The sequence below is a fragment of the Amycolatopsis sp. NPDC004625 genome, assembly GCF_040609695.1.
Lineage (GTDB): Bacteria > Actinomycetota > Actinomycetes > Mycobacteriales > Pseudonocardiaceae > Amycolatopsis.
The window spans coordinates 61262-86451 of record NZ_JBEXKX010000015.1 but is presented as its reverse complement, the minus strand read 5'-3'; the positions used below and the strand labels follow the sequence as shown (position 1 = coordinate 86451).

Here is a 25190-nt window from a genome sequence, read left to right as displayed (position 1 = left end):
GCTAGGGCGAAACGGTCGCCGTTTCCGCTTCGACGTCGTCGTGCAGCGATTCGCCGCGGGTTTCGCGGGCGGCGAGCAGGGCGACGACCGTGATCAGGCACATCGCCGCGACGTACAGCGACACCGGCACGGTGCTGCCCCACGCCGAGAACAGCGCGACGGCGATCAGCGGCGCGACGGCCCCGGCGGCGATCGACGACAGCTGCCCGCCGACCGAAAGGCCGGTGTAGCGCACCCGGGTCGGGAACTGCTCGGCGAAGAACGCGGCCTGCGGCCCGTACATCGCGCCGTGCAGCACCAGCCCGACGGTCGCGGCCAGCACGATCACCGGCGACGACTTCGTGTCCAGCAGGGCGAAGAACGCGAAGCCCCACAAGGCCATCCCGATCGCGCCGAACAGGTAGACCGGACGCCGCCCGACGCGGTCGGACAGCGCGCCCCACAGCGGGATCGTCACGAAGTGCACGGCCGAACCGATCAGCACCGCGGTCAGCCCGACGCCCTTGGGCAGGTGCAGCCCGGTCGTGACGTACACCAGGATGAACGCGGTGATCACGTAGTACGAGACGTTCTCGGCCATCCGCGCGCCGATCGTGATCAGCACCTGACGCCGGCTGTTGCGGAAGACGTCGACCACCGGAACGTGCTTCTCGACCCGCGCCTCGGCCTGCCGCTGGGCGGCGAGGAACACCGGCGACTCGGCGACGGCCAGCCGGATCCACAGCCCGATCAGCAGCAGGACACCGGAGAGGAGGAAGGGGACGCGCCAGCCCCAGGACAGGAACGTCGCATCGGACTGCGTGGCGGAGAGGATCGCCAGGACGGCGGTGGCCAGCAGGTTGCCGCCGGGCGCGCCGCATTGCGGCCAGCTCGCCCAGAACCCGCGGCGGCGGCCGTCACCGTGTTCGGAGACGATCAGCACGGCGCCACCCCATTCGCCGCCGAGCGCGAAGCCCTGGACGAGCCGCAGCAGCGTGAGCAGGATCGGGGCCGCGACGCCGGCGGTGGCGTAGGTCGGCAGGACGCCCATCAGGCAGGTCGAGCCGCCCATCAGGACGAGGCTGACGACCAGCAGTTTCTTGCGCCCGAGCCGGTCGCCGAAGTGGCCGAAGACCAGGCCGCCGATCGGGCGGGCCAGGAACCCGACGGCGTAGGTCAGGAACGCCAGCAGCGTGCCGGTCAGCGGGTTCGCCGTCGGGAAGAACAGCTTGTTGAAGACGAGGGCGGCGGCCGAGGTGTAGAGGAAGAAGTCGTACCACTCGATGGTGGTGCCGATCAGGCTCGCGCCGACGATCTTGGCGATCGCCGACCGGTGGGGTTGGCTCACTGCGGGCTCCACTTCCTTGTGGTTGTGCGGCGGGTTAAGCGGCGGTCCAGCCGCCGTCGAGCGGGATGGAGGCCCCGGTGATGTGACCGGCGTGCGGCGAGCACAGCCACACCACCAGGGAAGCGACGTCTTCGGGTTCGATCAGTTTCTTGATCGCGGCCCGCTTGAGCAGGACCTCGGCGACGACGTCCTCGCGCGGGATGTCGTGCTCGGCGGCCTGGGCGTCGATCTGCCCGTCGACGAGCGGCGTGCGCACGTAACCCGGGTTGACGCAGTTGCTGGTGACGCCGTGTTCGGCCCCTTCCAGCGCGGCGACTTTGGAGAGCCCTTCGAGACCGTGTTTGGCGGCGACGTAGGCGGCCTTGAAGGCGGACGCGCGCAGCCCGTGGACGCTCGACATGTTGACGATCCGCCCCCACCCCCGCGCGTACATCGAGGGCAGCGCGTGCCGGATGAGCAGGAAGGGGGCGGTCACCATCAGCGACTGGATGTGGGTGAACCGCTCGGGCGGGAAGTCCTGGATCGGCGCAACGTGCTGGACGCCGGCGTTGTTGACCAGGATGTCGACTTCGGCGGGCAAGGCGCCGACGGAGGCGGGATCGGCGAGGTCGGCGGCGTGCGCCCACCCGCCGACCTCGGTGGCGGCGGCTTCGGCCCGGTCGGCGTCCAAGTCGACGACGTGCACCTTGGCCCCGGCCGCGGCGAGGGCGCGGACGCAGGCGAGGCCGATGCCACCGGCCCCGCCGGTGACGAGGGCGGTGCGCCCGTCCAGATCGCTGGTCATGGACGGGAACGGTAAGCGTGACGCCGGTCGCGAGCTATGTGCGAGAGGGCTACACCTGGGGAAGATCCAGTGTGGCCGGGCGACACAGTGCGAAGAGTAAGGCATCCCACGATCGGGTGGAGATTTCGAGGGTGCCGCCGGACCGATCCTTGGTGTCGCGGATTTTTGCCGCAGGTCCGAGCGCCACTTCCACGCAGTTGATCTTCTCCGAATAGCCGGAGATCCGCCACTCACCCATCCGAGCCTCCGAGGTCGGCAAGCACCTCCCTGATCAGCGCGCAGCTGTCCGGCTCGCTCAGCGCGAGAGCCGCCAGGGACTTCGCGACCGACCGGTAGTCGGCCACCTGATCCTCAGCGTAGAGGTAGCCACCTACCCGATATTGCTCGAGAAAGACGATCGGCGGCAGCTGCGGGAATTCGAGGATCGACAGCGGGCCGCAGTACCCCGGGTGGTAGCTGCCGGTGCCGCGGAGCACCCGAATACCGATGTTCCGCCGCCGCGAGAGGTCGAGCAGGAGCTGCAGCTGCTCGACCATCACCGGAGCTTCGATGAAGGGCGGCCGCAGAACCGACTCCCCGATCACCGCCCGGAAATCGGCCGGCCTCGGCCCGGTGAGCAAGCCGCGCCGCACCTGCCGCAGCAGAAGGAGCTTCTCGAGCTCATCGCCCGCCACGCCGAGATCACTCAGCACCGCCCGGGCATAGGCCCGCGTCTGCAACAGTCCGGGAACCAGAGCCGGTTCCCAGTTGAACAAGTCGCTCGCCTCGCGCTCGTACAGGACATAGATCCCGGTTTTCGAGGCCTCCAGCCAGTTCTCTTCGGTCGCCGTGCGGGCGAGGTCCAGCAACCTCGCCCGCTCCCCCGGCTCCACCACCAGCGCCCCCATCAGCAGCGCCACCTGCTCGATCTTCGGGATCCGCTTCCCGTACTCCCAGTTGGACAGTTCCTGCGCATGCACGCCGATCTTCCGGGCCAGCTGCCGCACGCCGAGGTTCCGCGCCTCCCGGCAGGTGCGCAGCCCGAACCCGAGCGCTCTCGCCCGGGGTGTCGCGAAGGGTGTCGCCATGAGCGCATTCTGTCACCGGGGTCCGACATTTCCGTCCGGCCGCCCGCCCGCTGGTGTCGCGGATCCGCGTCGGTTTCCCTGCTGGTCATGGACCCGGACCACGCACTTCTGACCCGTCTTCGCGACCTCGCCGAAACGCTCCCCGGCGACGTCGCCTGGCTGAGCGGCCCGCCCCTGCGGGCCGACGGCATGCGCGATCTCGGCGAGCGGCTCGCCTGCCTCGGCGCGGACCTGATCACGCGCGCCGGCGAGCTCGACGAGATCGCCGCCGCCCGCCTGCCCGACCACGGCTGGATCCCCGAGTGCGGCCCGGAGCCGCGCCGCCGGGCCGTCCACTACGTCGGGCGCGGCGAAGTACGGCTCGGCCTGATCTACTTCGCCAGCTGCGGCGCGGGCTGCTTCCCCTTCTACAGCCGGGACCCGTGGGACAGGACCGCCCGGCACCGGCGGTGCGAGAAGTGCGTCGAAGAGGCGTACCGGCTCATGAGCGTTCCGCCAGCACCGCAAGGTAGTGCACGTTCGTCATGACCCCGAGGACGTTGCCGAACGGGTCGACGACCGACGCCGTCACGAACCCGGGTCCCCGCTCGGTGATCGGCTCGTACTCCTTCGCGCCCAGCTCGAGCAGCCGGGCGACCGTCGCTTCGAGGTCGTCGACGTGCCAGAAGACGATCTCGCCGCCCGGGCCGTCCTGCTTCGCGGGGGCGTAACGGCGGTCGATGATGCCGAGCTCGTGCCGGTAGTCGCCGATCCGGAACTCCGCGTATCCGGGGACGGTGAAGTACGGCTCGATCCCCAAGAACTCGGTGTACCAGGCCTTCGCGGCCTCGTGGTCGTCGGCGTAGAACGAGACGGTCGCCATTCCTCGCAGCATGTCCTGCTCCTTCTCCCTCGTGTGGAGCCATCCTGCGGAGTCAAAGTGCTCACGGAGTGAGCACTTTGACTGCGACACTTCCCCCATGCGCGCCGACCGCCTCGTGGCCACCCTCCTGCTGATGCAAGCCCGCGGCCGCGTCACGGCCGCCGAACTGGCCGCCGAGCTGGAAATCTCCGTCGCGACGGCCCGCCGTGACCTCGAAGCGCTCTCGTCGGCCGGGGTGCCGGTCTACCCGCAGCCGGGCCGGGGCGGCGGCTGGCAGCTCGTCGGCGGCGCGCGCACCGACCTCTCCGGCCTGAGCGCCCGTGAGGCCCAAGCCCTCTTCCTGCTCGCGGGTCCGGCGGCGGCCGGTTCCCCCGAGGTCAAGTCCGCGCTGCGGAAGCTGATGGGCGCGCTGCCGGGCACGTTCCGCGCGGAGGCCGAAGCCGCCGCGGACGCGGTCGTCGTCGACCAGGCGGGCTGGGGCGAGCGCCCGAAGGACCGGCCGCCCATCGTCTCCCTGCTGCGTGACGCCGTCATCGCCCGCCGCCGGGTCCTCCTGGCCTACGCCGGGCGGGAGCGGTCGGAACGCCTGGTCGACCCGTGGGGCCTGGTCGACAAGGACGACGTCTGGTACCTGGTCGCCGGCACCGCGAAGGGCCGCCGCACCTTCCGCGTGGACCGGATCGTCGCGGCCTCCCCGACCGACGAGCCCGCGGACCGCCCGTCGGACCTGGAGCTGGCGCGGGTGTGGCAGGAGGTCGTCGAGGAGGTGGAGCAGCGGCGGTCCCTGCTCAGCGCGCACGTGGTGCTCGACCGTCGCTGGTTCGGCGTGCTCCGGGATCGGTTCGGGCGGCACTGCGAGCTGGTCGCCGAACTGCCCGGGGACCGCGTCCGGGCGCGGGTGGCCGCGCCGGCGCCGGTCATGATCGCCCAGGAGCTCGCGGGGTGGGGCGCGCTCGTCGACGTCGAAGATCCGGACTCGGTCCGGGCGGAGCTGGCACGCCTGGGTGCGGAGCTGGTGGCCCGCTATGCTCGGTGAACGCTGTTAATTCCTCTACAATGGACAGCCGGAGGACCCACTACGAGTGTCCGTTACCCACCGGTATCTGGCCGTTCGGAGTATCCGCGATCACCCGTTTGCTGCTAATGTGACGCCTCCGTGACCTGAACGTGCGTTCGGTGACACTTACGTGAGGGACGAGCGATGCGTGACGATGTGGTCGAGGCGAGTGCCGTCGTGGGGCACACGCCGGACGTGGTGTGGCAGATCGTCGGATCGCCGGAGTGGTACTCGCGGTTCGTGCCGGAGATCAGCTGGTGCGAGATCCAGGAGCCGGCCGGGCGCGGCCGTGGCCCGAAGGGCGTGATCCGGATCGTCCCCGAGCGGGGGCCGATGCTCCAGACGCAGATGCAGGCCGTCGTCTACCGGCCGGGCGAGCACGTCGTGTGGTGCGGGGTCCCCGACGAGGGCACCTGGGTGTCCCTGGAGCTCAGACCCCTGGCCGGCGGGAAGACCGAGCTGTTCGTGCGGATGATGCTGCCGCCGTCGCACCTGGAACTCGTTTCGTCGATCAAGAAGGACGTCCGGACCCTCGGCCGTCGCCTCGACCTGCACCTGGCCGGCGCATCCGACCCGGACGCCGACGACGGCACCAAGGCCACCAAGCTGCGCACCACGAGCATCCTGCTGCGCGCGGGCGTGCTCAGCGCCGGCCGGCCGGACAAGCTGGCGCGGCAGCTGAACTCCCTCGCGCAGTGGGGCGCCACGGTCGCGGGCGGCTACCAGGCCGCGGCGGCGCGCGTCCCGGACGAACTCGCCCTGCACGACGAACGCAGCGTCCGCACCTTCCGCCAGGTCCAGGAGCGCAGCGACCGGCTCGCCAACGCGCTGAGCGAACTCGGCGTCGGCGAACGCGACCGGATCGCGCTGATGTGCCGCAACCACGCGGCGATGATCGAGTCGTTCGTCGCCGCCAGCAAGCTCGGCGCCGACGTCATCCTGCTGAACACCGGCCTCTCCGCGGCCTCGGTGAAGGACGTGCTCGCCGAGCACCAGCCCGCCGCCGTGCTGGCCGACGACGAGTTCGCGCAGACCATCGCGAACGTGCCGGGCGACTTCGCCCGGATCAGCACCTGGCCGGACGCCGACGCCGGCTACCCGACCGTCGACGAGCTGATCCACGCCGCGCCGGCCGACCGCCCGAAGCCGGTCGAGCGGCCGGGCCGGCTGATCGTGCTGACCTCCGGCACGACCGGGACGCCGAAGGGCGCCCGCCGTCCCACGCCGAAGGGGCTGGGCACCGCGGCGGCGATCCTCGACCGGATCCCGCTGCGCTCCGGCGACCGGCTGCTGGTGGCCGCGCCGCTGTTCCACACCTGGGGCCTCGCGGCGATGCAGATCGGCATGGCGCTGCGGGCGTCGCTGGCGCTGATCCGCAAGTTCGACGCCGAAGAGACGCTGCGGACCATCGCCGAGCAGAAGTGCGACGCGCTGTTCGCCGTGCCGATCATGCTGCAGCGGATCATGGACCTGCCCGAGCGGGTCCGCTCGCGCTACGACCTGTCGTCGCTGCGGATCGTGGCCAGCAGCGGCTCGGCGATGTCGGGGGCGTTCGTCACACAGTTCATGGACACCTTCGGCGACGTCCTCTACAACTTCTACGGCTCGACCGAGGTGTCCTGGGCGAGCATCGCCGACCCGGCCGACCTGCGCGCGGCCCCGACGACGGCCGGCCGCTGCCCGCTGGGCACCCGCCTGGCGATCCTGGACGAGGACCGCAAGCCGGTGCCGCCGGGCGGCGAGGGCCAGATCTTCGTCGGCAACGACATGCTGTTCGAGGGCTACACGAGCGGCACCGACCCGGCCCGCGCGGCGGACATGATGGCCAGCGGCGACGTCGGCTACCTGGACGCGGCGGGCCGCCTGTTCGTCACCGGCCGGGCCGACGAGATGATCGTTTCGGGCGGCGAGAACGTGTTCCCCCGCCCGGTCGAAGAGGCGCTGGTGGCGCTCCCGGGCGTGCACGACGCGGCGGTGGTCGGCGTGGCGGACCCGGAGTGGGGCCAGCGCCTGGCGGCGTACGTCGTCCCGCGGCGGGGCGCGTCCCTGCACGCGGAGGACATCCGGCAGTACATCCACCACCGCCTGGCCCGGTTCGCGGTGCCGCGGGACGTGTACTTCGTGCCGGACCTGCCCCGCAACGCGACGGGCAAGATCCTCAAGCGCCTGCTGCACGACGACACCTGGCCGGCGACCAGCGAGTACTGATGCCCGAGCACACCCCGGACGGCCGGTACATCGTCGTCAACGGGCGCCGCTGGCGCGCGACGGACCCCGAAATCCCCGACGACGTCCGCGACCGCCTGCAGAAGCACCTGATGGCGGCCCGGCGCGTCCAGGACCGCGCGCGCACCCAGACAGCGAAGGTGGCGTTGGGCGAACGCGGTGAGCCGTGGTGGGAGCAGACGTCCGCCCAACGCCGGGCGCGGTGGGAAAGCGGCCTCGCCGCCCTCGATCAGCCGACCGGCTGACGGATCACCGTCCTGAGCTTCGCGGGCTCGGTACGGCGCGGGTCGCCGAGGTAGACCTCGTGGTGCAGGCCGGTCTCCTTGAGCCCTTGCTCCGCCAGGAATTCGCCGTGCAGGCGAGCCAGGACCGGCCCTTCGTCGTCGTACGAGCCGATGTGGAGCACCTGCGCGCACCGGCCCTCGTGCAGCTTCTCGAACCGGACCGGCGCGTCGATCTTCTTCTTGCGCCGCACGGTTTCCCGCGCCTCCTCGACCGCCTCCTCACCGATCCACGGCGGCTGCGCGACGAGCATCGTCCACCGCCAGGAATCCTTGGCGCGCACGGTGAAGGCCGCGTAGTCCTCGGCCCACCACAAGCCTTCCAACGGCCCGACGACGAAGTCCTCGCCGCGCTGCTTCGCCGCCATCTTGATCGTGTACGCGAAGGCGTACAGCGCTTCGACGGCCTTCTTGTAGCTCTCGGCCGTGTTCGGGTTGCCGCGGCCGTCGACGGCCAGGAACCGCTGCTCGGGGATGTCCACCAGCGCCCAGTCGGTGTTCTTGGGCGCGTAGAGCTGCTTCAGTTCTTTCTTGATGTCGTACGGCATCAGGTCATCCCTTCCAGCCAGCGGGCTTCCGCCTCGAGCTGCGCGATGGAGTAGTCGAAGATCGCCCGGACGAACGGCGGGGCTTGGTGCTGGGCGTCGGCGGCCTGCCGGACCTCGGCCAGCCGTTCACCGACCGCTTCCGCGCGCCGGGCCAGGGCGGCCGCGAGCCGTTCGGGCGGCACCGCCGGGCTGTTGGCCAGGCCGACCAGCACCGGCTGGTGCATCGGACGCAGCTCCGCGATGGCGGCTTCGGCGGCGGCCGCGCACGCCTTGCGGCCCGCTTCGGTGGCCGTGAACGTCTTCTTGGCCTTGGCGTGCGCGCGTTCCCCCGCGACCTCGGCGACCAGGCCGCGGTCGCGGAGTTTGCCCAGGACGTAGTAGATCGAGCTGAACCCGAGGGCGGTCCAGTCGCGCATACCGCGTTCCGAGACGACCTCGTCCAGCTCGTAGCCGTGCCTCGGCCGCTCGACCACCAGGCCCAGCACCGTCAGTTCCGCGTCGGTCAGCACGTCAGTACTCTAGCACTAGAATACTTGGTCGTCGGAAAATGTCGGTGGGTGCTGGCATGCTGCACCGGTACCCGAAACCGAGGGAGAACAGTGGGGGGACAGGTGGTGACGGCGGTGCCGTGGACCGCGGAGCGCGTGGCCGGGCTGGCGCCGGATCCCGCATCGGAGAAGGCGGGCCGGGCGCTGGCCACGCCGGCGAAGTGGACGGGCTCGGGCGCGTCCGAAGACGCCGTGTGGGGCTTCTGCCAGGGCAGTGGCAAGAAGCCGTACCAGACGTGCGTGGAATTGGCCGAGCCCGCGTTCCGGTGTTCCTGCCCGAGCCGGAAGTTCCCGTGCAAGCACGCGCTGGGCCTGCTGCTGCTCTGGGCGGCCGGGCGGGTTTCCCCGGCCGAGGCGCCCGAATGGGTGCACTCGTGGCTGGCCGAACGGGCCGACCGCGCCCGGCGGGCGGAGAAACGCGCCGAGGCGGCGGGTCCCAAGGACGAGGAGGCGGCCGCGCGCCGCGCTTCCGAACGGGCAGCGCGCGTCGAAGGCGGCGTCGCGGAGCTGAAGGTGTGGCTCACCGACCGGATCGGCGCGGGGTTCGCGGGCTTCGAGCGCAACGGCGGCGAAGAGCTGCGCACGGTCGCGGCCCGGATGGTCGACGCCCAGGCCGGCGGCCTGGCGGGCGGCCTGCGCCGGGCGGCCGGGATCGTCGGCCGCCGCGACTGGCCGGAGGCGCTGCTGGCCGAGCTGTCGCTGTTGTACCTGTTGGCGGACTCGGCGACCCGCTTGGAGTCGCTGCCTCCCCCGTTGGCGGAGACGGTCCGTACCCGGCTCGGCTTTTCGGTGGAGACGGCGAGGGTCCTGGAGGAGGGCGAGCGCGTCGCGGACGACTGGCTGATCACCGGCGCGGCGGACGAGGAGAACGACCGGCTCCTCACCCGCCGCACGTGGTTGCGCGGCCTCGGCACGGGCCGGGACGCGCTGGTGCTGTCGTTCGCCCCGCCGGGCCGTCCCTTGGACACGTCACTGCCACCGGGCCACCGCCTGACGGCCGAGCTGGCGTTCTACCCGGCCGCGGCGCCTTTGCGGGCATTGGTGGCGGAGCGGGGAATCCCCCTGGCGGCCCCGACGGCCGAGGGCGGCTCGATCGCGGAAGCCTTGGCGACGTACGCGCGAGCGGTGGCGGCGGACCCGTGGGTGGAGCGTTGGCCGGTCCTGCTGTCGGACGTGACCCCGGCGGAGCACGGGGGCGGGTGGTGTCTGTCCGAAAAGGACGGGACGGCGTTGCCGCTGGTGCCGTACGCGTTCCCGTGGTCGTTGCTGGCGCTGTCGGCGGGCGCCCCCCTGACGGTGGCGGCCGAGTGGAGCCCGGCGGGGTTGCGACCACTGTTGTGCTGGCACGAGAACCGGGCGGTGCGGCTGTGAACACCTCCCCCGTCCACGATTCGGAGGTCCGCCCGTGAAGGCCTGGGAAGACCTCGTCGGCACCGCCCTCCTCGGCACCCGGCGGCGCACCCTCGACCCCTCCGCCCAGCCGCCGGCCGTCCGGCAGCTCGTCGCCGGCAAGACCGATCCCGCCGAACAGCTGCTCGCCGCCGCGGCCGTGCTCACCACCTACCGGCGGGCCGGTCGGCCCGCCCTGCACGACATCCGGCCCCTGCCCGTGGCCGCCGCCGATGAGCGGCCCTCCATCCCGCCCCTCGCCCGGGACCGGCTCGGCCGGTTGCTCGCCGCCAGTCATCCCGATCTGCTGCTCGAGTGGCTCGGGATCGTCGCCGGCACCGGCTACCGCGTCCCGCCCGAAACCCTGCCGCTGCTCGCCGAAGCCGCCCGGACCAAGGCCGCGCTGCGGGCACCGCTGGTCGCCGTGGCCGGGCCGGGTGGGGCGTGGCTCGGGCAGCGGAACCCCGACTGGTCCTTCCTCTCCGCGCCCGCGGACGAGCAGGCCGACGTCTGGCAGTACGGCAGCCTCGCCCAGCGCCGCCGCTGGCTGGCCGCCAAGCTCGCCGAGGATCCCGAAGCCGCGAGGAACGCCCTCACCTCTTCGTGGAAGAGCGAGCCCGCCGACGTGCGGGCCGACTTCCTCGGCGTGCTCGCCGGGCACCTCCGCCCGCAGGACGAGGACTTCCTCGAAGCCGCGCTCACCGATCGCGCCGCCGCCGTCCGGGAACAGGCCGCCGACCTGCTCGGGCGGATTCCCGGCACGCGCTACGGCGAGGGCATGGCACAGCGGCTGCGGCCGCTGGTCCACCGCCGCAACCGGGTGCTCACCGTCGCGCTGCCCCAGGGCGAACGCGGCGACGGCACCGTCCGGCTGCGCACGCTCGTCGCCGCCGCTCCACTGTCCTTCTGGTCCGAATTCGGCCCGCCCGCCGAGGTCGTCCGGATGACCGTCGAAGGCTGCCCGGCCGGTGTGCTGCGCGACTCCTGGGCCACCGCCGCCCTGCGCCAGCGCGACGAATCCTGGGCGCAGGCGCTGATCGGCGCCGATCCCGGCGGGCGCACCACGCCCCCGCTGCTCGGCGTGCTGAGCCCGGCCGCCCAGGCCGCCACCGTCGGGCACCTGATCGGCCGGCTGCCCGTCGAATCCTTCGCACGCCTGGTGCACGAACTGCCCCGGCCGTGGACGAAGGAGCTCGGCACCGCCCTGCTCGACTGGATCGCCCGCCAGGACGACCACCGCCTGGTCTCGCACGCCGCCGTCGTGATCGCCCGCGCGGTCCCGCGCGGCTGCCTGGGCCACCCGCTCGCCACCACCCGGCTGACCATGGACGCCGGTCCGTGGCGCCGGGCGCTCACCGAAACGCTGAACTTCCGCCGCGAAATGTACGAGGAGCTCGCATGACCGCCCCCACCGTCCTCCGGCCGCACGCCGAACAGGACCACGCCGCCGAGCTGGCCGCGCTGGCCGCCGCCGACGAGCGGGCCAAGCCGCCCAACTGGAACCTGTCGCCCTGGGCCGTCGTCGAGTACCTGCTCGGCGGCACCTTGCCCGACGGCACCGTCATCACCCCGAAGTACGTCGGCCCGCGGCGGCTGATCGAGGTCGCCGTCGCCACCCTCGCGACCGACCGCGCGCTGCTGCTGCTCGGCGTGCCCGGCACGGCGAAGACGTGGGTGTCCGAACACCTTTCCGCCGCCATCAGCGGCGACTCGACGCTGCTGGTGCAGGGCACCGCGGGCACGTCCGAGGAGTCGATCCGCTACGGCTGGAACTACGCCCGCCTGATCGCCGAGGGCCCGAGCGCCGCCGCCCTGGTCGAAAGCCCGGTGCTGCGCGCGATGCGGGACGGCAAGCTCGCCCGCCTCGAAGAGCTCACGCGCATCCCGGCCGACGTCCAGGACTCGCTGATCACCATCCTCTCCGAGAAGACGCTGCCGATCCCCGAACTCGGCACCGAGGTGCAGGCCCGCCCCGGCTTCAACCTGATCGCGACGGCGAACAACCGCGACAAGGGCGTCAACGAGCTGTCCAGCGCGCTGCGGCGGCGGTTCAACACGGTCGTGCTGCCGCTGCCGGACAGCGCCGAGGCCGAGGTCGAGATCGTCAGCCGCCGGGTCGCCGAGCTGGGCACGTCGCTGCAGCTGCCCGCGGAGGCCGCCGAACTGGCCGAGATCCGCCGTGTGGTCACGGTGTTCCGCGAGTTGCGCTCGGGCCGCACCGAAGACGGCCGCACGGCGGTGAAGTCGCCGTCCGGCACGCTGTCGACCGCGGAGGCGATCAGCGTGCTCACCGGCGGCCTCGCCCTGGCCGCCCACTTCGGCGACGGCGTGCTGCGCCCGCACGACATCGCGGCCGGCATCCACGGCGCGGTGGTCAAGGACCCGGTGGCCGACCGCGCGATCTGGATCGAATACCTGGAGACGGTCGTCCGCGAGCGCGACGGCTGGGCCGACTTCTACCGGGCCGGTCAGGAGCTCTCTTGACCTCGACCCAGCTGCTCGGCATCCGCCACCACGGCCCGGGATCCGCCCGGGCCGTGGCGACGCGGCTCGCCGAGCTCGAGCCCGACATCGTGCTGATCGAAGGCCCGCCCGAAGCCGACGCCCTGGTCGAGCTGACCGAAGACCCGGCCATGCAGCCGCCGGTCGCGCTGCTGGCGTACGCGACCGACGACGTCTCGCGCGCCGCGTTCTGGCCGTTCGCCGTCTTCAGCCCGGAGTGGCAGGCCCTCACCTACGCCCGCGAAGCCGGGATCCCGGTGCGGTTCTGCGACCTCCCGGCCGCGCACACCTTCGCGGCGCCGCCGGACGAGCACACCGGCCCGCCGGTCGACCCGCTCGCCCTGCTGGCCTCGGCCGGCGGGTACGACGACCCGGAACGCTGGTGGGACGACGTCGTCGAATCGCGGCGGGACGCCGAAAACCCGTTCGAAGTGATCGCCGAAGCGATGACAGCGGTGCGGGAGGGCGAAAAACCGCCGCAGGGCAACGAAGCACGCCGTGAGGCATACATGCGCTCGGTGCTGCGCCGCACCCGCAAGGACGGCTTCGAGAACATCGCCGTCGTCTGCGGTGCCTGGCACGTGCCCGCGCTGGCGGACCCGCTGCCGCCGGCGTCGCACGACCAGGCCGTCCTCAAAGGACTGCCGAAGCGGAAGGTGGCGTGCACCTGGGTGCCGTGGACGCACGGCCGTCTCGCCACGGCCAGCGGTTACGGCGCGGGCGTGCGCTCGCCGGGCTGGTACCACCACCTGTTCACCACGTCCGGCGACGTCACCGCGCGCTGGCTGGCCGGGGTCGCCGCCGTCCTGCGGGAGGAGGACCTGCCGGTCTCGACCGCGCACGTCATCGAGGCGGTCCGCTTGGCCGAGACGCTCGCCACGCTGCGGGGGCGGTCGTCGGCGGGGCTCGCCGAGGTCACCGAGGCGACCCGGTCCGTGCTGTGCGGCGGGGACGAGGTTCAGGTCGAGCTCGTCACGCGGCGGCTGGTGGTCGGCGAACGGCTCGGCGAAGTGCCGGAGCGCGTCCCGCAGCCGCCGCTGGCCGCGGACCTGACCGCGACCGCGAAACGCCTGCGGCTCAAGAAGGACCCGATCGTCAAGGAACTCGACCTCGACCTGCGGACGCCGGGCGGGCTCGACCGCTCGAAGCTGCTGCACCGGCTGCGGATCCTCGGTATCGAGTGGGGCAGCCGGGAGGCGTCGGCGCGGCGGAACAAGGGCACGTTCCGCGAGACGTGGGCGCTGTGCTGGGAGCCGTCGTTCGAGGTCGACCTGGTCGCGGCGGCGGTGTACGGCACCACCGTGCCGTCGGCGGCCACCGCCGCGGTCCGCGGCACGGTCGAGGGCACGCCGCCGCTGGACGAGGTCACCACGGCCGTCGAGAACTGCCTGCTCGCCGACCTGCCCGACGCCCTGCCCGAGGCGCTCGCGGCGCTCGACGCCCGCGCGGCGGCGGACGCGGACGTCGCCCGCCTGATGTCGGCGCTGCCCGCGCTGGCCCGGGCGACCCGGTACGGCAACGTCCGCGGCACGGACACCGCCGCCCTGCGGGCGGTCGCCGACCGGATGCTGGACCGGATCTGCGCCGGGCTGCCCCCGGCCGCGCACGGCATCGACGAAGACGCCGCGGCCCGGCTGGCCAAGCTCGTCGACGGCGTGCACGACGCGACGTCGCTGCTGGGCGAAGACCCGAAGGAGCGCTGGCTGGCGGCGCTGGCCCGGCTGGCGGAGCGGCCGTCGCTGCCCCCGCTGCTGGCCGGCCGGCTCACCCGCATCCTGCACGACGCCGGGCGGTTCGACGCGCTCGACGTCGAGCTGCGGCTGGGCCGGGCGCTCACGCCCGGGGTGGTCCCGTCGGCGGGCGCGGCGTACGTCGAAGGTTTCTTCGACGGCGGTGCCCTGCTGCTGGTGCACGACGAGAGCCTGCTGCGGGTGATCGACGCGTGGCTGTCGTCGATCCCGGCCGACACCTTCACCGAGGTGCTCCCGTTGCTGCGCCGCACGTTCGGGGCGTTCAGCGGGCCGGAGAAACGCGCGATCGGGCAGCGCGCGGCCGGGCTCACCGGGGCCGCGCGCACGGTGGCCGTCGCCGACGAACTGGACGAAGACCGGGCCGAGCGCGTGCTGCCGGTCCTGGCGGCACTTCTGGGGGTGGGGGCATGACGGCGGACACGGACCGGGTGCGGCGCTGGCGGCTGGTGCTCGGCGGGGACGGCGCCGGGCCGGGATCCGGCCTGGCGGACGCTCAGCTGTCCGATGAGGACAGTGGGGTCGACGCGGTGCTGGCCGCCCTCTACGACAAGCCGGACGAGGAGTCCGCGGGCAGCCCGCGCAGCGCGAACCTGGGCGCGTCGGCGCCGCGGGTCGCGCGCTGGCTGGGCGACATCCGGCGGTACTTCCCCAGCACGGTCGTGCAGGTCATGCAGCGCGACGCCGTCGACCGGCTCGGGCTCACCCGGATGCTGCTGGAGAAGGAGCTGCTGTCGGCGGTCGAGCCGGACGTCCACCTGGTCGGCACGCTGCTGTCGCTGAACGGCGTGCTGCCGGAGGAGACCAAGGAAACCGCGCGCGAGGTCGTCCGCAAGGTCGTCACCGAGCTGGAGGAGCGGCTGGCCGAACGCACCCGCGCGGCGATCCGGGGCGCGCTCGACAAGGCGTCGCGCACGCACCGGCCGCGGCCCGGCGACGTCGACTGGGCGCGCACGATCCATGCGAACCTGAAGCACTACTCCCCCGACCTGCGCACGATCGTCCCGGAGAAGCTGATCGGCTTCGGCCGGCGGCAGCAGGCGGTGCAGCGGGACGTGATCCTGGCCGTCGACCAGTCGGGGTCGATGGCGGAGTCGGTGGTGTACTCGGGGCTGTTCGGCGCGGTGCTGGCGTCGATGCGGGCGTTGAAGACGTCGTTCGTGGCGTTCGACACCGAGGTCGCGGACCTCACCGAGCACCTCGCCGACCCGGTCGACGTCCTGTTCGGCACCCAGCTGGGCGGCGGCACGGACATCAACCGCGCGATCGCGTACTGCCAGGGCCTGGTCGAGCGCCCCGAGCGGACGCTGCTGGTGCTGATCAGCGACCTGTACGAGGGCGGCGACGCCGACGAGCTGCTGCACCGGATGGCCGAGCTGGCCGGCGCGGGCGTGCAGGTGGTGACGCTCCTGGCCCTGTCGGACTCGGGCGCGCCGTCGTACGACCACGAGCACGCGGCGGCCTTGGCCGAGCTGGGCATCCCGGCCTTCGCGTGCACGCCGGACCAGTTCCCCGACCTGATGGCGGCCGCCCTCCGCGGCGACGACCTGCGGAGCTGGGTTGCGGAATCAAACTGACTCCGCGGTGGTTGTGCGAGGTGCGGGACGAGATCCCGCAGGAAGGACGGCTCGCCATGAAGGTCCGCACCTCGATCCGTTCACTCGCCCGCCAGCCGGGTGCCCAGGTCATCCGCCGCGGCAACCGCGTGTTCGTGATCAACAAGGACAACCCGCGTTCGAAGGCTCGCCAAGGCTGACCCACGCAACACGCCCGGCCCCGGAGCCACCAGCTCCGGGGGCCCGCGGTGCACCAAAAGGAGATGCCCCTCCAAACACACGTGATGCCTTCCTGATCACGGGTGATGCCGGTTAGCGCGCGGCGGGTGTTCGGTCTGCCGCGGGGGCGAAGCGGAGGACGCCGTCGTCCAGGCGGGCGAGGCGCATGTCGGCGAGGTCCAGCAGGTAGTTCTGGCGCATCGTCCAGGGCCGTCGGCCGCCCTGCTTCGGCAAGCCTGCAGCGGCCCGCTTGATGTAGCCCGACTGCAGGTCCACGATCGGCCGCGGCCGGCCCGCCCCGGCCGCCGACGCCACGTCCGGAACGCAGTACGCAAAGCCGTTCCGGTCCAGGTACGCCAGCAACCGGCACACGTACTGCGACGCCAGGTCCGCCCGCAGCGTCCACGAGCTGTTCGTGTACCCGACGCACCACGCCAGGTTCGGCACGCCGCCGAACATCGTGCCCTTGTACGCGCGCTGCTCCCCCGGCTCGATCTCGCGCCCGTCGACCGCAAGGGCGATCCCGCCGAACGCCACCAGCCGGAGACCGGTCGCCGTGACGACGACGTCCGCCGGCAGCGAGCGGCCCGATTCCAGCGCCACGCCCGACGGCGTGAACCGCTCGATCCGGTCCGTCACGATGTCCGCCTTGCCCGACCTCAGCGCCCGGAACAGGTCCGCGTCCGGCACCAGGCACAGCCGCTGGTCCCACGGGTCGTACGACGGCACGAAGTGCGGGTCCACCGGGATCGACGCCGGCAGCTGCGCCGCCACGCGCTTGCGCAGCGCCGCCGCCGCGCGGCGCGGCAACCGCCGCATCAGCTGGAAGAACAGCGTCCCCATCACCACGTTCTTGCCGCGGACCACCCGATGGGCGAGCTTCTCCGGCAGCAGCGCGCGGATCCGGTCGGCCAGCGCGTCGTGCCCGGGCCGCGCCACGATGTACGACGGCGACCGCTGCAGCATCGTCACCCGCGCCGCCGTCGAGGCCAGCGCGGGAACCAGCGTCACCGCCGTCGCGCCGCTGCCGATCACCACGACCCGCTTGCCCGCGTAGTCCAGGGACGCGGGCCAGTGCTGCGGGTGCACGATCTCCCCGGCGAACTCCGAACGGCCCGGGAAGTCGACCACGTGCCCGGATTCGTACGAGTAATAACCGCTGCACAGGTACAGGAAGCGGCAGGTGAACGTGGCGCCGTGCGCGGTCGAGACCGTCCACCGCGCGTCGGAGGACGACCACGAAGCCCGCACGACCCGGTGCCCGAAGCGGATGTGGTCCGGCACCCCGAAAGCCTCGGCCGTCGAGCGGATGTAGCTCAGGATCGACGGCCCGTCGGCGATCGCCTTCGGGTCCTTCCACGGCCGGAACGGGTAACCGAGGGTGAACATGTCCGAGTCGGAGCGGATGCCGGGGTACCGGAAGAGGTCCCAGGTTCCGCCGATCGTGTCACGCGCTTCCAGCACCGCGTACGTCTTGCCCGGTAACCGTTCCTGCAGCCGGCAGGCCGCGCCGACGCCGGACAGGCCGGCGCCCACGATCAGGACGTCCACGTGCTCGGTCATGTCCGGCAGCCTAACCGAGGTGGGGTCCCCGCCGGACCGGGTCGGGGCACCGGACCGGCGGGGAAGCCTGCCTACACCGCGACGATCTTCGTGGCGCCGAACGTGCCCTTCAGCGGCACTTCGACCGACCGGCCACGCACGGTCACCGTCACACTGTCCTGCAGCTGCGTCGGGTCCGCCACCGCGAGCTGGGTCCGGAACCCGCACCGCCCGACCGCCACCGACGCCGGCCCCGACACGCTGACGTCCCCGGCCGAGCCCGCCGCGAAGAAGTTCGCCAGCAGCGTGCCATCGGCCGTGCGGATCGCCTGCACCACCGGGGTGTTCGCCAGCACCCGCCAGCCCAGCGGCGCGGTGAGCGTGCCGATCACCGAGGCGCCCGGCAGCACCGCGTACGCGTACTTCGCGTCCGTCGGCTTGATTCCGTGCTCCAGGACGAGTTTCTGGTACCGGCGCGTGTTCGGCGTCGTGGTGCCCTTGGTGTTGGCGCCGGTGTCGATGTCGCGCCACGCGCCAGTCCGGTCCTCGCGCAGCGCGGTCACCGAGGCGTCGTCGAGCAGCACGTACCCGCCGACGTCCTCCAGGTGCAGCCACCGCGGACGGCGCAGCGCCGCCGCCTTGCCGAGGTCGGTGGCCACTCGCCGGCCGTCGGCCAGCAGGGAACCGCGGCCGCCCTCGCCGAGGTTGCGGTTCTCGATCGTCGTGCGCACGGTGTAGGCGGCCGTGCCGGTGATCCCGGCGCCGAGGCAGACGATCCCGGCCGGGGTGAAGAACCACGACTTCTTCGCGACCAGCGAGCCGTCCCAGTTCTCGAAGTCGAACGCGTAGGTGCCGTGCCGCGCGTCCCAGCTGACACCGCCGGTGTGGGCGTTCGGGCCCACCGGCACGCCGCCGAACTTGGGGTCGACCGGGCCGTCGTGCTCGGTCGTGCCCGGCAGCAGCAGGGGGTCGACCGTCGGCCAGTAGGCGTCGGTGTAGTGGCCCTTGGCGTTCGGCAGGAACGTGTAGAGCACGCCGTCGCCGACGTGGTAGCCCTTCATGTTCTGGCCGTTGATGGCTTCGTAGCGCGAGATCCGCGTCGAGCTGACGCCCAGGGACGCCGACCAGTCGTCGGTGACGTGCACCAGCCGGTCCTGCTGGCCGAAGGTCCGGTGCGTCGCCACGACCCGCGCCGGGCGCGCCCCCGACGCCAGCATGTCCTGCGCGAACTCGATGCCCGGCGTGGCCACCAGGTCCGGGCCGGGCGCGAACCGCTCCGGGTCCGGGATCTTCAGGAACGGCGCGTACGTGCCTTCCTTGATCCACTTCGCGGCGAGGGCGTTGAGGTCGGTCTTCGTCTTGCCGGACGCCGTGCGCGCGAGCACGAGCGTCGCGACGGTGAGCTGGTGGCCGATGTCGTGCCCGGTCTCACCCTGGCGCGACAGCATCCGGCCGCGCACCGGCTCCATCAGCGCGCCCGCGTAGACGAACGGCGCGAAACTGTCCGCGACCAGCGCGTAGATCTTGTCCTTCAACGGTTGCGGCAGCGCGTACTCGGTGCCCTGCGTGACGTGGATGGCGCCGGCGAGGGCGGTCAGCAGCACGATGCCGTAGTGGCCGGGGTACGGGATGGTGTCGTGCTGGATGAACGAGCCGTCGACGTGGAAGCCGTCGCCGGCCGCGCGGTCCAGCTTCGCGACGACGCTCGCCGCGCCCCCGCCCGCGACGTCGGTGAGCGCGTCGATGCCGGTCCTGATCCAGGCGGTGTCGCCGAGCATGGCGCCCGCGACGATCGAGATGAGCCCCTTGTCCGCGCGGTTGGCGCCGGTTTCGACGACGGACGCGTTGTTCGCGCGCAGGTTCGGGTTGCCGACGAACCGCTTGACCGGCTTGAGGTAGCGCGCGAGCTGATCGGCGGTGAGCTGGTCGGCGACCACCGACAGCGTGTGCAGCAGGTAGTACGGAATGCCGATTTCGTAGGTGTACCAGTTGCCGATTTCGCCGACGTTTTCGTTGTACTGGCTCGCGTAGATCAGTTCGAGAGCGGCCTTGACGCGGTCGAGCACGACGGGATCGCCGGACAGCGCCCCGCCGGGGGTGCCCCAGTCGACGGCGATCGCGCGCAGCCGCGCGTACATCGAGGTGGTGTAGTCGCTGCCCGGGCCGAGCGGCAGATCTGTCCACAGTGGAGCATCACCGCCGGCGACGGACAGGCCGGCGTTGTACGCCTTGGCGACGCGGCCCAGGTTGGCGAGGGCAGCGGCCCGTTCCGGCGACGGCCGGTTGATGCCGGTCTGCAACTGCCGGTAGGCGGCGACGATCGGCGCGGTCGCGGCGGGCACCGCGGGTTGTACGGCGGGTTGTACGGCGGGTTGTGCGGGTTGTGCGGCCGGCGCGGCGCTCGCGAGTGCCGGCCGGGTCAGGAGCACGGTGGAAGCGGCCGCCAGGGCACCGCCGCGCAGGGCGTTTCTCCGGTTCACGGGCATGACAATGCCTCCCAGGATCAAGACATCCTTGGCTTGCGGGGAAAGGGATTCAGTTGTGCGGCGGCGTGGGGTCCCGGCCCGGCGCCCTGCGGGAAAGGCACCGGGCCGGGCCGGCGCTTCCCCGGGGAAGCGCCGATTCAGCGGGTCGGAAACTGTCGGTGGCGAGCGATAGGCTGGAAACGGGGGGCGCCCCCGCGGGTCAGCCGGGTCAGCCGGGTCAGCGGGAGCCGTCCGTTCGGCGGGGCAGCTGCCACGGGTTGGCCTCCTGCAGCGGCTCCGGCAACAACGCGTCCGGGAACCCCTGCCAGGCGATCGGCCTCAGGAACCGCTCGATCGCCGCCGTGCCGACCGAGGTCGTCGTCGGGGCCGTGGTTGCCGGGTACGGGCCTCCGTGCTGCTGGGCCCAGCTCACCGTCACCCCGGTGGGCCAGTCGTTCCACAGCAGGCGGCCGGCGATGCGGGCCAGCGGGGGCAGCACCGGCCGGAGCCAGTCCACATCGGACTCCTCGCCGTGGATCGTCGCCGTGAGGCCCGGTTCGAGCACGTCGAGCAGGCTCAGCAGCTCCGCCTGGTCGGCGTACGTGACGATCAGCGACGCCGGCCCGAAGCACTCCTCGTGCACCGTGTCGCCGCCCTCGAGGAACTGCTTGCCCGTGGTGGCCAGCAGGGTCGGGGTGAACGCCGGTGACGAGGAATCCGACGACGACACCACCTCGACGCCCGGGACCTCCCGCAGCGAAGAAAGCTGCGCGGCGTACCCGGAAGCGATCCGGTCGTTCAGCATCGGCTGGGCGGCCGCCCCGGAAAGGGCCGACCGCAACACCTCCGTCAGGCCGTGGTCCTCCGGCAGGAACAGCAGGCCCGGCTTGGTGCAGAACTGGCCCGCACCGAGCGTGAACGACCCCGCGTAGCCCTTCGCCACGGCCTCGCCGCGCGCGGCGATCGCGGCCTCGGTGACCACGACCGGGTTGACGCTGCCGAGTTCGCCGTAGAACGGGATCGGCCGCGGCCGGGCGTTCGCGATGTCGAACAGCGCGCGGCCGCCCGGGATCGAGCCGGTGAAGGACGCCGCCGCGAGGCGCGGGTCCTTCAGGGCCACCACACCCTGGTCCTGGCCGAAGATCACGTCGAAAATGCCCTCGGGCGCACCCGCGCCGAGCAGGGCGTCGCGGACGATCCGGCCGGTCAGCGCGGACAGCTCCGGGTGCCCGGAGTGCGCCTTGACGATCACCGGGCAGCCCGCCGCGAGCGCGGACGCCGTGTCGCCGCCCGCGACGCTGAACGCGAACGGGAAGTTGCTGGCCGCGAACACCAGCACCGGGCCGATCGCGGTCTTCACCCGGCGGATGTCCGGACGCGGGCCCATCGGCCAGTCCGGGTCGGCGTGGTCGACGGTGGCGCCGAGGTACTCGCCGTCGGTGAGGACCTCGGCGAACAGGCGCAGCTGGAACGTCGTGCGCTTCAGCTCGCCCGCCAGCCGCGGCGCCTCCGGCAGGTGCGTCTCGGCGTGCGCCAGCGGGACCAGTTCGCCCGCGGCGGCGTCGAGCGCGTCCGCGGCCGCGGTCAGCCAGCGGGCCCGTTCGGCCGGGGTGGCTTCGGCGGCGGGACGGGCGGCTGCCGCGGCTCCCGTCAGGATCTTCTCGAGCGTGGCGGCGTCGGTGGCCTGGCTCATGGGGGGAACAGCTCCTCAGTTCTCGTGGGCGGCGGCGGTGGCCGTGCCCAGGTCGCCCCAGCGACCCGGACCGGCCAGTCCGAGGTGGTACAGGTGCAGCTCGGCGGCCCCCGCCTTGGCCAGCTCGCCGACGTAGGCGGCGATGTCCGGCACCGGCGCGGCGGCCACCGCGGTGATGTAACTCGCGACCGCCACGCGTTCGGGCAGGGCCTCCCGGGCCGCCGCGACGGCCTCGGCGCCCGTGGCGGGCGCCCACCCGAACAGTACGACCGCGTCGACGTCGTCGGGGGCGGACGGCGTCAGCCCGGGCAGCGCGCCGGTGACCCAGGGGTCGAGCGCTCCGTGCAGCACGATCCGGGTGCCCGCCGGCAGCGTGGCCAAAACCGCGGCCCGCAGCTCGTCGGTCGCCCGCTGCCGAGCCCGCAGCAGCATCTGCGTGAGCTCCGGGGGCAGCCGGTCGCCGGTGACCGCGAGGTCGCCGGTCGCGATCAGCCGCCGGACCTCCTCGACGAGCCGGGCCCGGACGGTCTCCGCGTCGACGTCCCACGAAGCGGCGCAGGCGGCGCAGCAGCAGATCGACAGCAGCCGGGCCACCGCGGGCGCCCACACGCCGTCGGTCTTCTCGTGCTGGTGCTGGTGCACCGCGCCGAGGGGGCCGCAGGCTTCGAGGATCACCGACGACAGCTCGAGCCCGGCCACGGAGTTCGCGACCACGGCCGCGGCGTACTCGCGCACCTCGGGCCGCGACGGGCACAACGCCCACGGGTAGCTCTCCCCGAAGCAGTTGCGCACCACGACGTCCGGGTGCTCGTAGCCGAGCTGGGAGTTGTGGGTCAGGACGATCCAGGCGGCGGCCGGGATCCCGGCGTCGTTGAGCAGCCGGACGGCGTCACCCCCGGAATCCGGAGCCGGCACCCAGTCCGGAGTGGACGGACGCAGCTCGCCCCACCCGCCGGAAACGGGCCGGTAGAACGCCGCGTGCCGCGCCACGACGGCCGTCCGCGACGCCGACCACGGCGTGGCCGCGCGGGCGCTGTGGTAGGACAGCGCCACGGCCACCTCGTCGACGCCGAGCGCCTGGACCCGCGGAACGAAATCGGTCTCCAGGACGTCCCAGGGGTAGGCGTATCCCGTCACCTTCACCGGTTCACCACCTCGCCGTGTTCGGCTCGAACCCGGGCACGTACTTGCGCATGTACGTCCCGTCGTCGCGCTTCGTCAGTCCACACCGGACGTAGTTCTCGTGCAGGCGGGCCAGCGCGTCCTCGTCGAGGGTGATCCCGAGCCCGGGCGTCGTGGGCACCGCGACGGCGCCCTCCCGGAACTCCAGCACCCCGGGTTCGATGACGTCCTCGACCTTCCACGGCCAGTGCGTGTCGCACGCGTAGGTCAGGTGCGGTGTCGCCGCGGCGACCTGCACCATGGCGGCCAGGCTGATCCCGAGGTGGCTGTTGGAGTGCATCGACAGGCCCACGCCGAAGCTCTCGCACGTCACCGACAACGACTGCGTGGCCCGCAGGCCGCCCCAGAAGTGGTGGTCCGACAGCAGCACGCCGATCGCCCGCGCCCGGAAGCCCGGCTCGACGTCACCGAAGTTGACCACGCACATGTTGGTGGCCAGCGGCATCGACGCCTCCGCCGCGACCTGCGCCATGCCTTCGATGCCCGGCGTCGGGTCCTCCAGGTACTCCAGCACCCCGTCGAGCTCGCCGGCCACCCGGATGCCCGTCTCGACCGTCCAGGCGCCGTTCGGGTCGATCCGCAGCGGGTGGCCGGGGAACGCCTCGGCCAGCGCGCGGACGCCGTCGACCTCCCGGGCCGGCTCGTAGACCCCGCCCTTGAGCTTGATCGAGCGGAAGCCGTACTCGTCGATCATCCGCTTCGCCGAGCCCACCAGGGTTTCCGGCGTGGTGATCTCGCCCCAGGAGTCCTCGCGGCCGTCGACGTGCTTGCCGTACTTGTAGAACAGGTACGCCGAGAACTCGACGGCGTCGCGGGCCTTGCCGCCGAGCAGGTCGGTGACCGGGCGGCCCAGGTAGTGCCCCTGCGCGTCCAGGCAGGCGACCTCGAACAGCGAGTACACGCTCGCCACGGTCTTGCGGATCGAAAACCCGCCGATCAGCCCGTGCGCGTCGGTCAGCACCGTGTCCGACAGCGCCCGCGCGACCAGCCGCTGCAGGCCGGGCAGGTCGAACACGTCGTGGCCGCGCAGCTGCGGCAGCACCTTGCGCACCTCGCCGAGGAACGCGGAATCGCCGTAGGACTCGCCGAGCCCGACGACGCCGTCCTCGCACTCGACCTGCACGACGCTGCGCAGCGCGAACGGCTCGTGCACGCCCATGACGTTGAGCAGCGGCGGGTCCGCGAACGCGACCGGGGTCAGCACCACGTCGAGGATCTTCATCAGCCGAGGCCCTTCAGCGTGACGAAGCCGTCCTCCACGACCTTCTCCAGGCGCCGGATCTGCTCCGGCGTCGGCTCGACCAGCGGCGGCCGGACCGGGCCGACCTTGTCGCCGCGCAGCCGGGCGGCGGCCTTCACCAGCGAGACGGCGAAGCCGGGCGTCTCGTCCCGCAGCGCCACCAGCGGCAGGTAGAAGCCGGTCAGCAGCGCGTCCATCACGCGCGTGTCGCCTTCGCCGAGCGCGCGGTGGAAGCGGTGGGCGATCTCCGGCGCGAAGCAGTGCACCGCCGAGGAGTACCGGGCGACGCCGATCGCGGCGTACGCCTTGGCCGAGACCTCCGCGGTCGGCAGGCCGTTGAAGAACAGGAAGTTCCGCGACCGCTCGGTGTCCAGCGCGCGGATGGTGGTGACGATCCGGGTCATCACCTCGGCGTCGCCGTAGCCGTCCTTGAGGCCCACCACCGACGGGATTTCCAGCAGCGACGCCGCGGCCGGCGCGGTGAACACGCCGGTGCCGCGGTGGTAGACGATCACCGGCACCGACGAGTCGCCGACGGCGTAGCGGACGAAGTCGACCAGCCCCGCCTGCGGCCCGGAGACGAGGTACGGGGGCAGCAGCAGGACGCCGTCCGCGCCCCCGGCCTGGGCCGCCGCGACGCCGGCCCGCGCCGACGCCGCGCCGCCCCCGGCGCCCACCCAGACCGGGACGCGGCCGGCGGCCACCTCCCGGGACTTGGCGAGCACCGAGGCGTGCTCGGCGGGCGAGAGCGAGCTGAACTCGCCGGTGCCGCACGCGACGAACAGCGCACCGGCGCCCGCCGCGATGTGGCTCTCCACGTTCTCCGCGAGCGCGTCGAGGTTGACCTCGAGGTCCTCGGTGAACGGGGTGAGGGGGAACGCCAGCAGGCCGTCCAGCTCGATCTCGTTCTGTGCCATCAGTTTCCGCTCTCTCGTCCTTCTTCGGTTGCGGCCG

Annotated in this window: 23 protein-coding genes; 10 read left to right on the top strand and 13 right to left on the bottom strand. The window is 72.5% G+C overall.

The genetic code is table 11. The annotated features are described in order from the left end of the window. Position 1: 1 nt before the first annotated feature. The 4 genes from ABZW17_RS19125 to ABZW17_RS19110 are packed head-to-tail and all read right to left on the bottom strand — an operon-like array spanning position 2 to position 3178. Positions 2-1327, bottom strand: a complete 1326-nt coding sequence (locus tag ABZW17_RS19125; protein WP_354815314.1) for an MFS transporter — start codon at positions 1325-1327, stop codon at positions 2-4. Positions 1328-1361: 34 nt separating this feature from the next. Further along, positions 1362-2111, bottom strand: a complete 750-nt coding sequence (locus ABZW17_RS19120) for a 3-hydroxybutyrate dehydrogenase (RefSeq protein ID WP_354815311.1) — start codon at positions 2109-2111, stop codon at positions 1362-1364. Between the two features lie 49 nt (positions 2112-2160). Beyond that, positions 2161-2349, bottom strand: a complete 189-nt coding sequence (locus ABZW17_RS19115) for a DUF397 domain-containing protein (protein WP_354815308.1) — start codon at positions 2347-2349, stop codon at positions 2161-2163. Continuing rightward, positions 2342-3178: a helix-turn-helix transcriptional regulator gene (locus tag ABZW17_RS19110; RefSeq protein ID WP_354815305.1), complete on the bottom strand. Its 837-nt coding sequence runs from the start codon at positions 3176-3178 to the stop codon at positions 2342-2344. The genes ABZW17_RS19115 and ABZW17_RS19110 overlap by 8 nt, the downstream gene beginning before the upstream one ends. Before the next feature lie 87 nt (positions 3179-3265). Here ABZW17_RS19110 and ABZW17_RS19105 point away from each other — a divergent pair, with 87 nt between their 5' ends. Continuing rightward, positions 3266-3706 carry a hypothetical protein gene (locus ABZW17_RS19105; RefSeq protein ID WP_354815302.1) on the top strand — a complete coding sequence of 147 codons (441 nt, stop codon included), beginning with the start codon at positions 3266-3268 and terminating at the stop codon, positions 3704-3706. Here ABZW17_RS19105 and ABZW17_RS19100 read toward each other — a convergent pair. Then, complete coding sequence (locus ABZW17_RS19100; RefSeq protein ID WP_354815299.1) at positions 3660-4052, bottom strand: VOC family protein; 393 nt, start codon at positions 4050-4052, stop codon at positions 3660-3662. The two genes, ABZW17_RS19105 and ABZW17_RS19100, sit on opposite strands and share 47 nt — an antisense overlap. 85 nt (positions 4053-4137) lie before the next feature. Here ABZW17_RS19100 and ABZW17_RS19095 point away from each other — a divergent pair, with 85 nt between their 5' ends. From ABZW17_RS19095 to ABZW17_RS19085, 3 genes are all read left to right on the top strand, one after another. Beyond that, on the top strand, positions 4138-5076 hold the full coding sequence (locus ABZW17_RS19095; protein WP_354815296.1) for a WYL domain-containing protein: 939 nt from the start codon (positions 4138-4140) through the stop codon (positions 5074-5076). Between the two features lie 165 nt (positions 5077-5241). Continuing rightward, complete coding sequence (locus tag ABZW17_RS19090) at positions 5242-7305, top strand: AMP-binding protein (RefSeq protein ID WP_354815293.1); 2064 nt, start codon at positions 5242-5244, stop codon at positions 7303-7305. Beyond that, positions 7305-7568 (top strand): hypothetical protein, encoded by a 264-nt coding sequence (locus ABZW17_RS19085; protein ID WP_103347479.1) that lies wholly within the window; start codon positions 7305-7307, stop codon positions 7566-7568. The genes ABZW17_RS19090 and ABZW17_RS19085 overlap by 1 nt, the downstream gene beginning before the upstream one ends. Here the strand turns inward: ABZW17_RS19085 and ABZW17_RS19080 are convergent. Beyond that, entirely contained in the window at positions 7553-8152 is a 600-nt protein-coding gene (locus ABZW17_RS19080) for a GyrI-like domain-containing protein (RefSeq protein WP_354815290.1), read from the bottom strand. The genes ABZW17_RS19085 and ABZW17_RS19080 overlap by 16 nt on opposite strands. After that, positions 8152-8661, bottom strand: coding sequence for a PadR family transcriptional regulator (locus tag ABZW17_RS19075; protein ID WP_354815287.1), 510 nt, complete (start codon positions 8659-8661; stop codon positions 8152-8154). Before ABZW17_RS19075 ends, ABZW17_RS19080 begins: the two co-directional genes overlap by 1 nt. A gap of 102 nt (positions 8662-8763) precedes the next feature. Between ABZW17_RS19075 and ABZW17_RS19070 the strand changes: the two genes are divergently transcribed. The 6 genes from ABZW17_RS19070 to rpmJ are packed head-to-tail and all read left to right on the top strand — an operon-like array spanning position 8764 to position 16095. Further along, positions 8764-10071, top strand: a complete 1308-nt coding sequence (locus ABZW17_RS19070; RefSeq protein ID WP_354815685.1) for an SWIM zinc finger family protein — start codon at positions 8764-8766, stop codon at positions 10069-10071. Positions 10072-10105: 34 nt separating this feature from the next. Then, positions 10106-11491, top strand: a complete 1386-nt coding sequence (locus ABZW17_RS19065; RefSeq protein WP_354815284.1) for a DUF5691 domain-containing protein — start codon at positions 10106-10108, stop codon at positions 11489-11491. Beyond that, a complete protein-coding gene (locus tag ABZW17_RS19060; RefSeq protein WP_354815281.1) occupies positions 11488-12573 on the top strand; it encodes an AAA family ATPase in 1086 nt (361 codons plus the stop codon). The genes ABZW17_RS19065 and ABZW17_RS19060 overlap by 4 nt, the downstream gene beginning before the upstream one ends. After that, complete coding sequence (locus tag ABZW17_RS19055; RefSeq protein WP_354815278.1) at positions 12570-14753, top strand: DUF5682 family protein; 2184 nt, start codon at positions 12570-12572, stop codon at positions 14751-14753. The genes ABZW17_RS19060 and ABZW17_RS19055 overlap by 4 nt, the downstream gene beginning before the upstream one ends. Beyond that, a complete protein-coding gene (locus tag ABZW17_RS19050) occupies positions 14750-15916 on the top strand; it encodes a VWA domain-containing protein (RefSeq protein ID WP_354815275.1) in 1167 nt (388 codons plus the stop codon). The genes ABZW17_RS19055 and ABZW17_RS19050 overlap by 4 nt, the downstream gene beginning before the upstream one ends. 56 nt (positions 15917-15972) lie before the next feature. Then, positions 15973-16095: a 50S ribosomal protein L36 gene (gene rpmJ, locus ABZW17_RS19045; protein WP_354815682.1), complete on the top strand. Its 123-nt coding sequence runs from the start codon at positions 15973-15975 to the stop codon at positions 16093-16095. A gap of 112 nt (positions 16096-16207) precedes the next feature. Here the strand turns inward: rpmJ and ABZW17_RS19040 are convergent, their stop codons facing one another. The 6 genes from ABZW17_RS19040 to ABZW17_RS19015 form a co-directional block, all read right to left on the bottom strand. Next, complete coding sequence (locus tag ABZW17_RS19040) at positions 16208-17677, bottom strand: NAD(P)/FAD-dependent oxidoreductase (protein ID WP_354815272.1); 1470 nt, start codon at positions 17675-17677, stop codon at positions 16208-16210. Between the two features lie 71 nt (positions 17678-17748). Continuing rightward, entirely contained in the window at positions 17749-20142 is a 2394-nt protein-coding gene (locus ABZW17_RS19035) for a polysaccharide lyase 8 family protein (protein WP_354815269.1), read from the bottom strand. A 217-nt stretch (positions 20143-20359) separates the two neighbouring features. Further along, positions 20360-21814 carry an aldehyde dehydrogenase (NADP(+)) gene (locus ABZW17_RS19030; RefSeq protein ID WP_354815266.1) on the bottom strand — a complete coding sequence of 485 codons (1455 nt, stop codon included), beginning with the start codon at positions 21812-21814 and terminating at the stop codon, positions 20360-20362. Positions 21815-21829: 15 nt separating this feature from the next. Continuing rightward, positions 21830-22957, bottom strand: a complete 1128-nt coding sequence (locus ABZW17_RS19025; protein WP_354815263.1) for a hypothetical protein — start codon at positions 22955-22957, stop codon at positions 21830-21832. A 4-nt stretch (positions 22958-22961) separates the two neighbouring features. Then, positions 22962-24218 carry a glucarate dehydratase family protein gene (locus tag ABZW17_RS19020; RefSeq protein WP_354815260.1) on the bottom strand — a complete coding sequence of 419 codons (1257 nt, stop codon included), beginning with the start codon at positions 24216-24218 and terminating at the stop codon, positions 22962-22964. After that, entirely contained in the window at positions 24218-25153 is a 936-nt protein-coding gene (locus ABZW17_RS19015; protein ID WP_354815257.1) for a 5-dehydro-4-deoxyglucarate dehydratase, read from the bottom strand. Before ABZW17_RS19015 ends, ABZW17_RS19020 begins: the two co-directional genes overlap by 1 nt. Between the last annotated feature and the right edge of the window lie 37 nt (positions 25154-25190).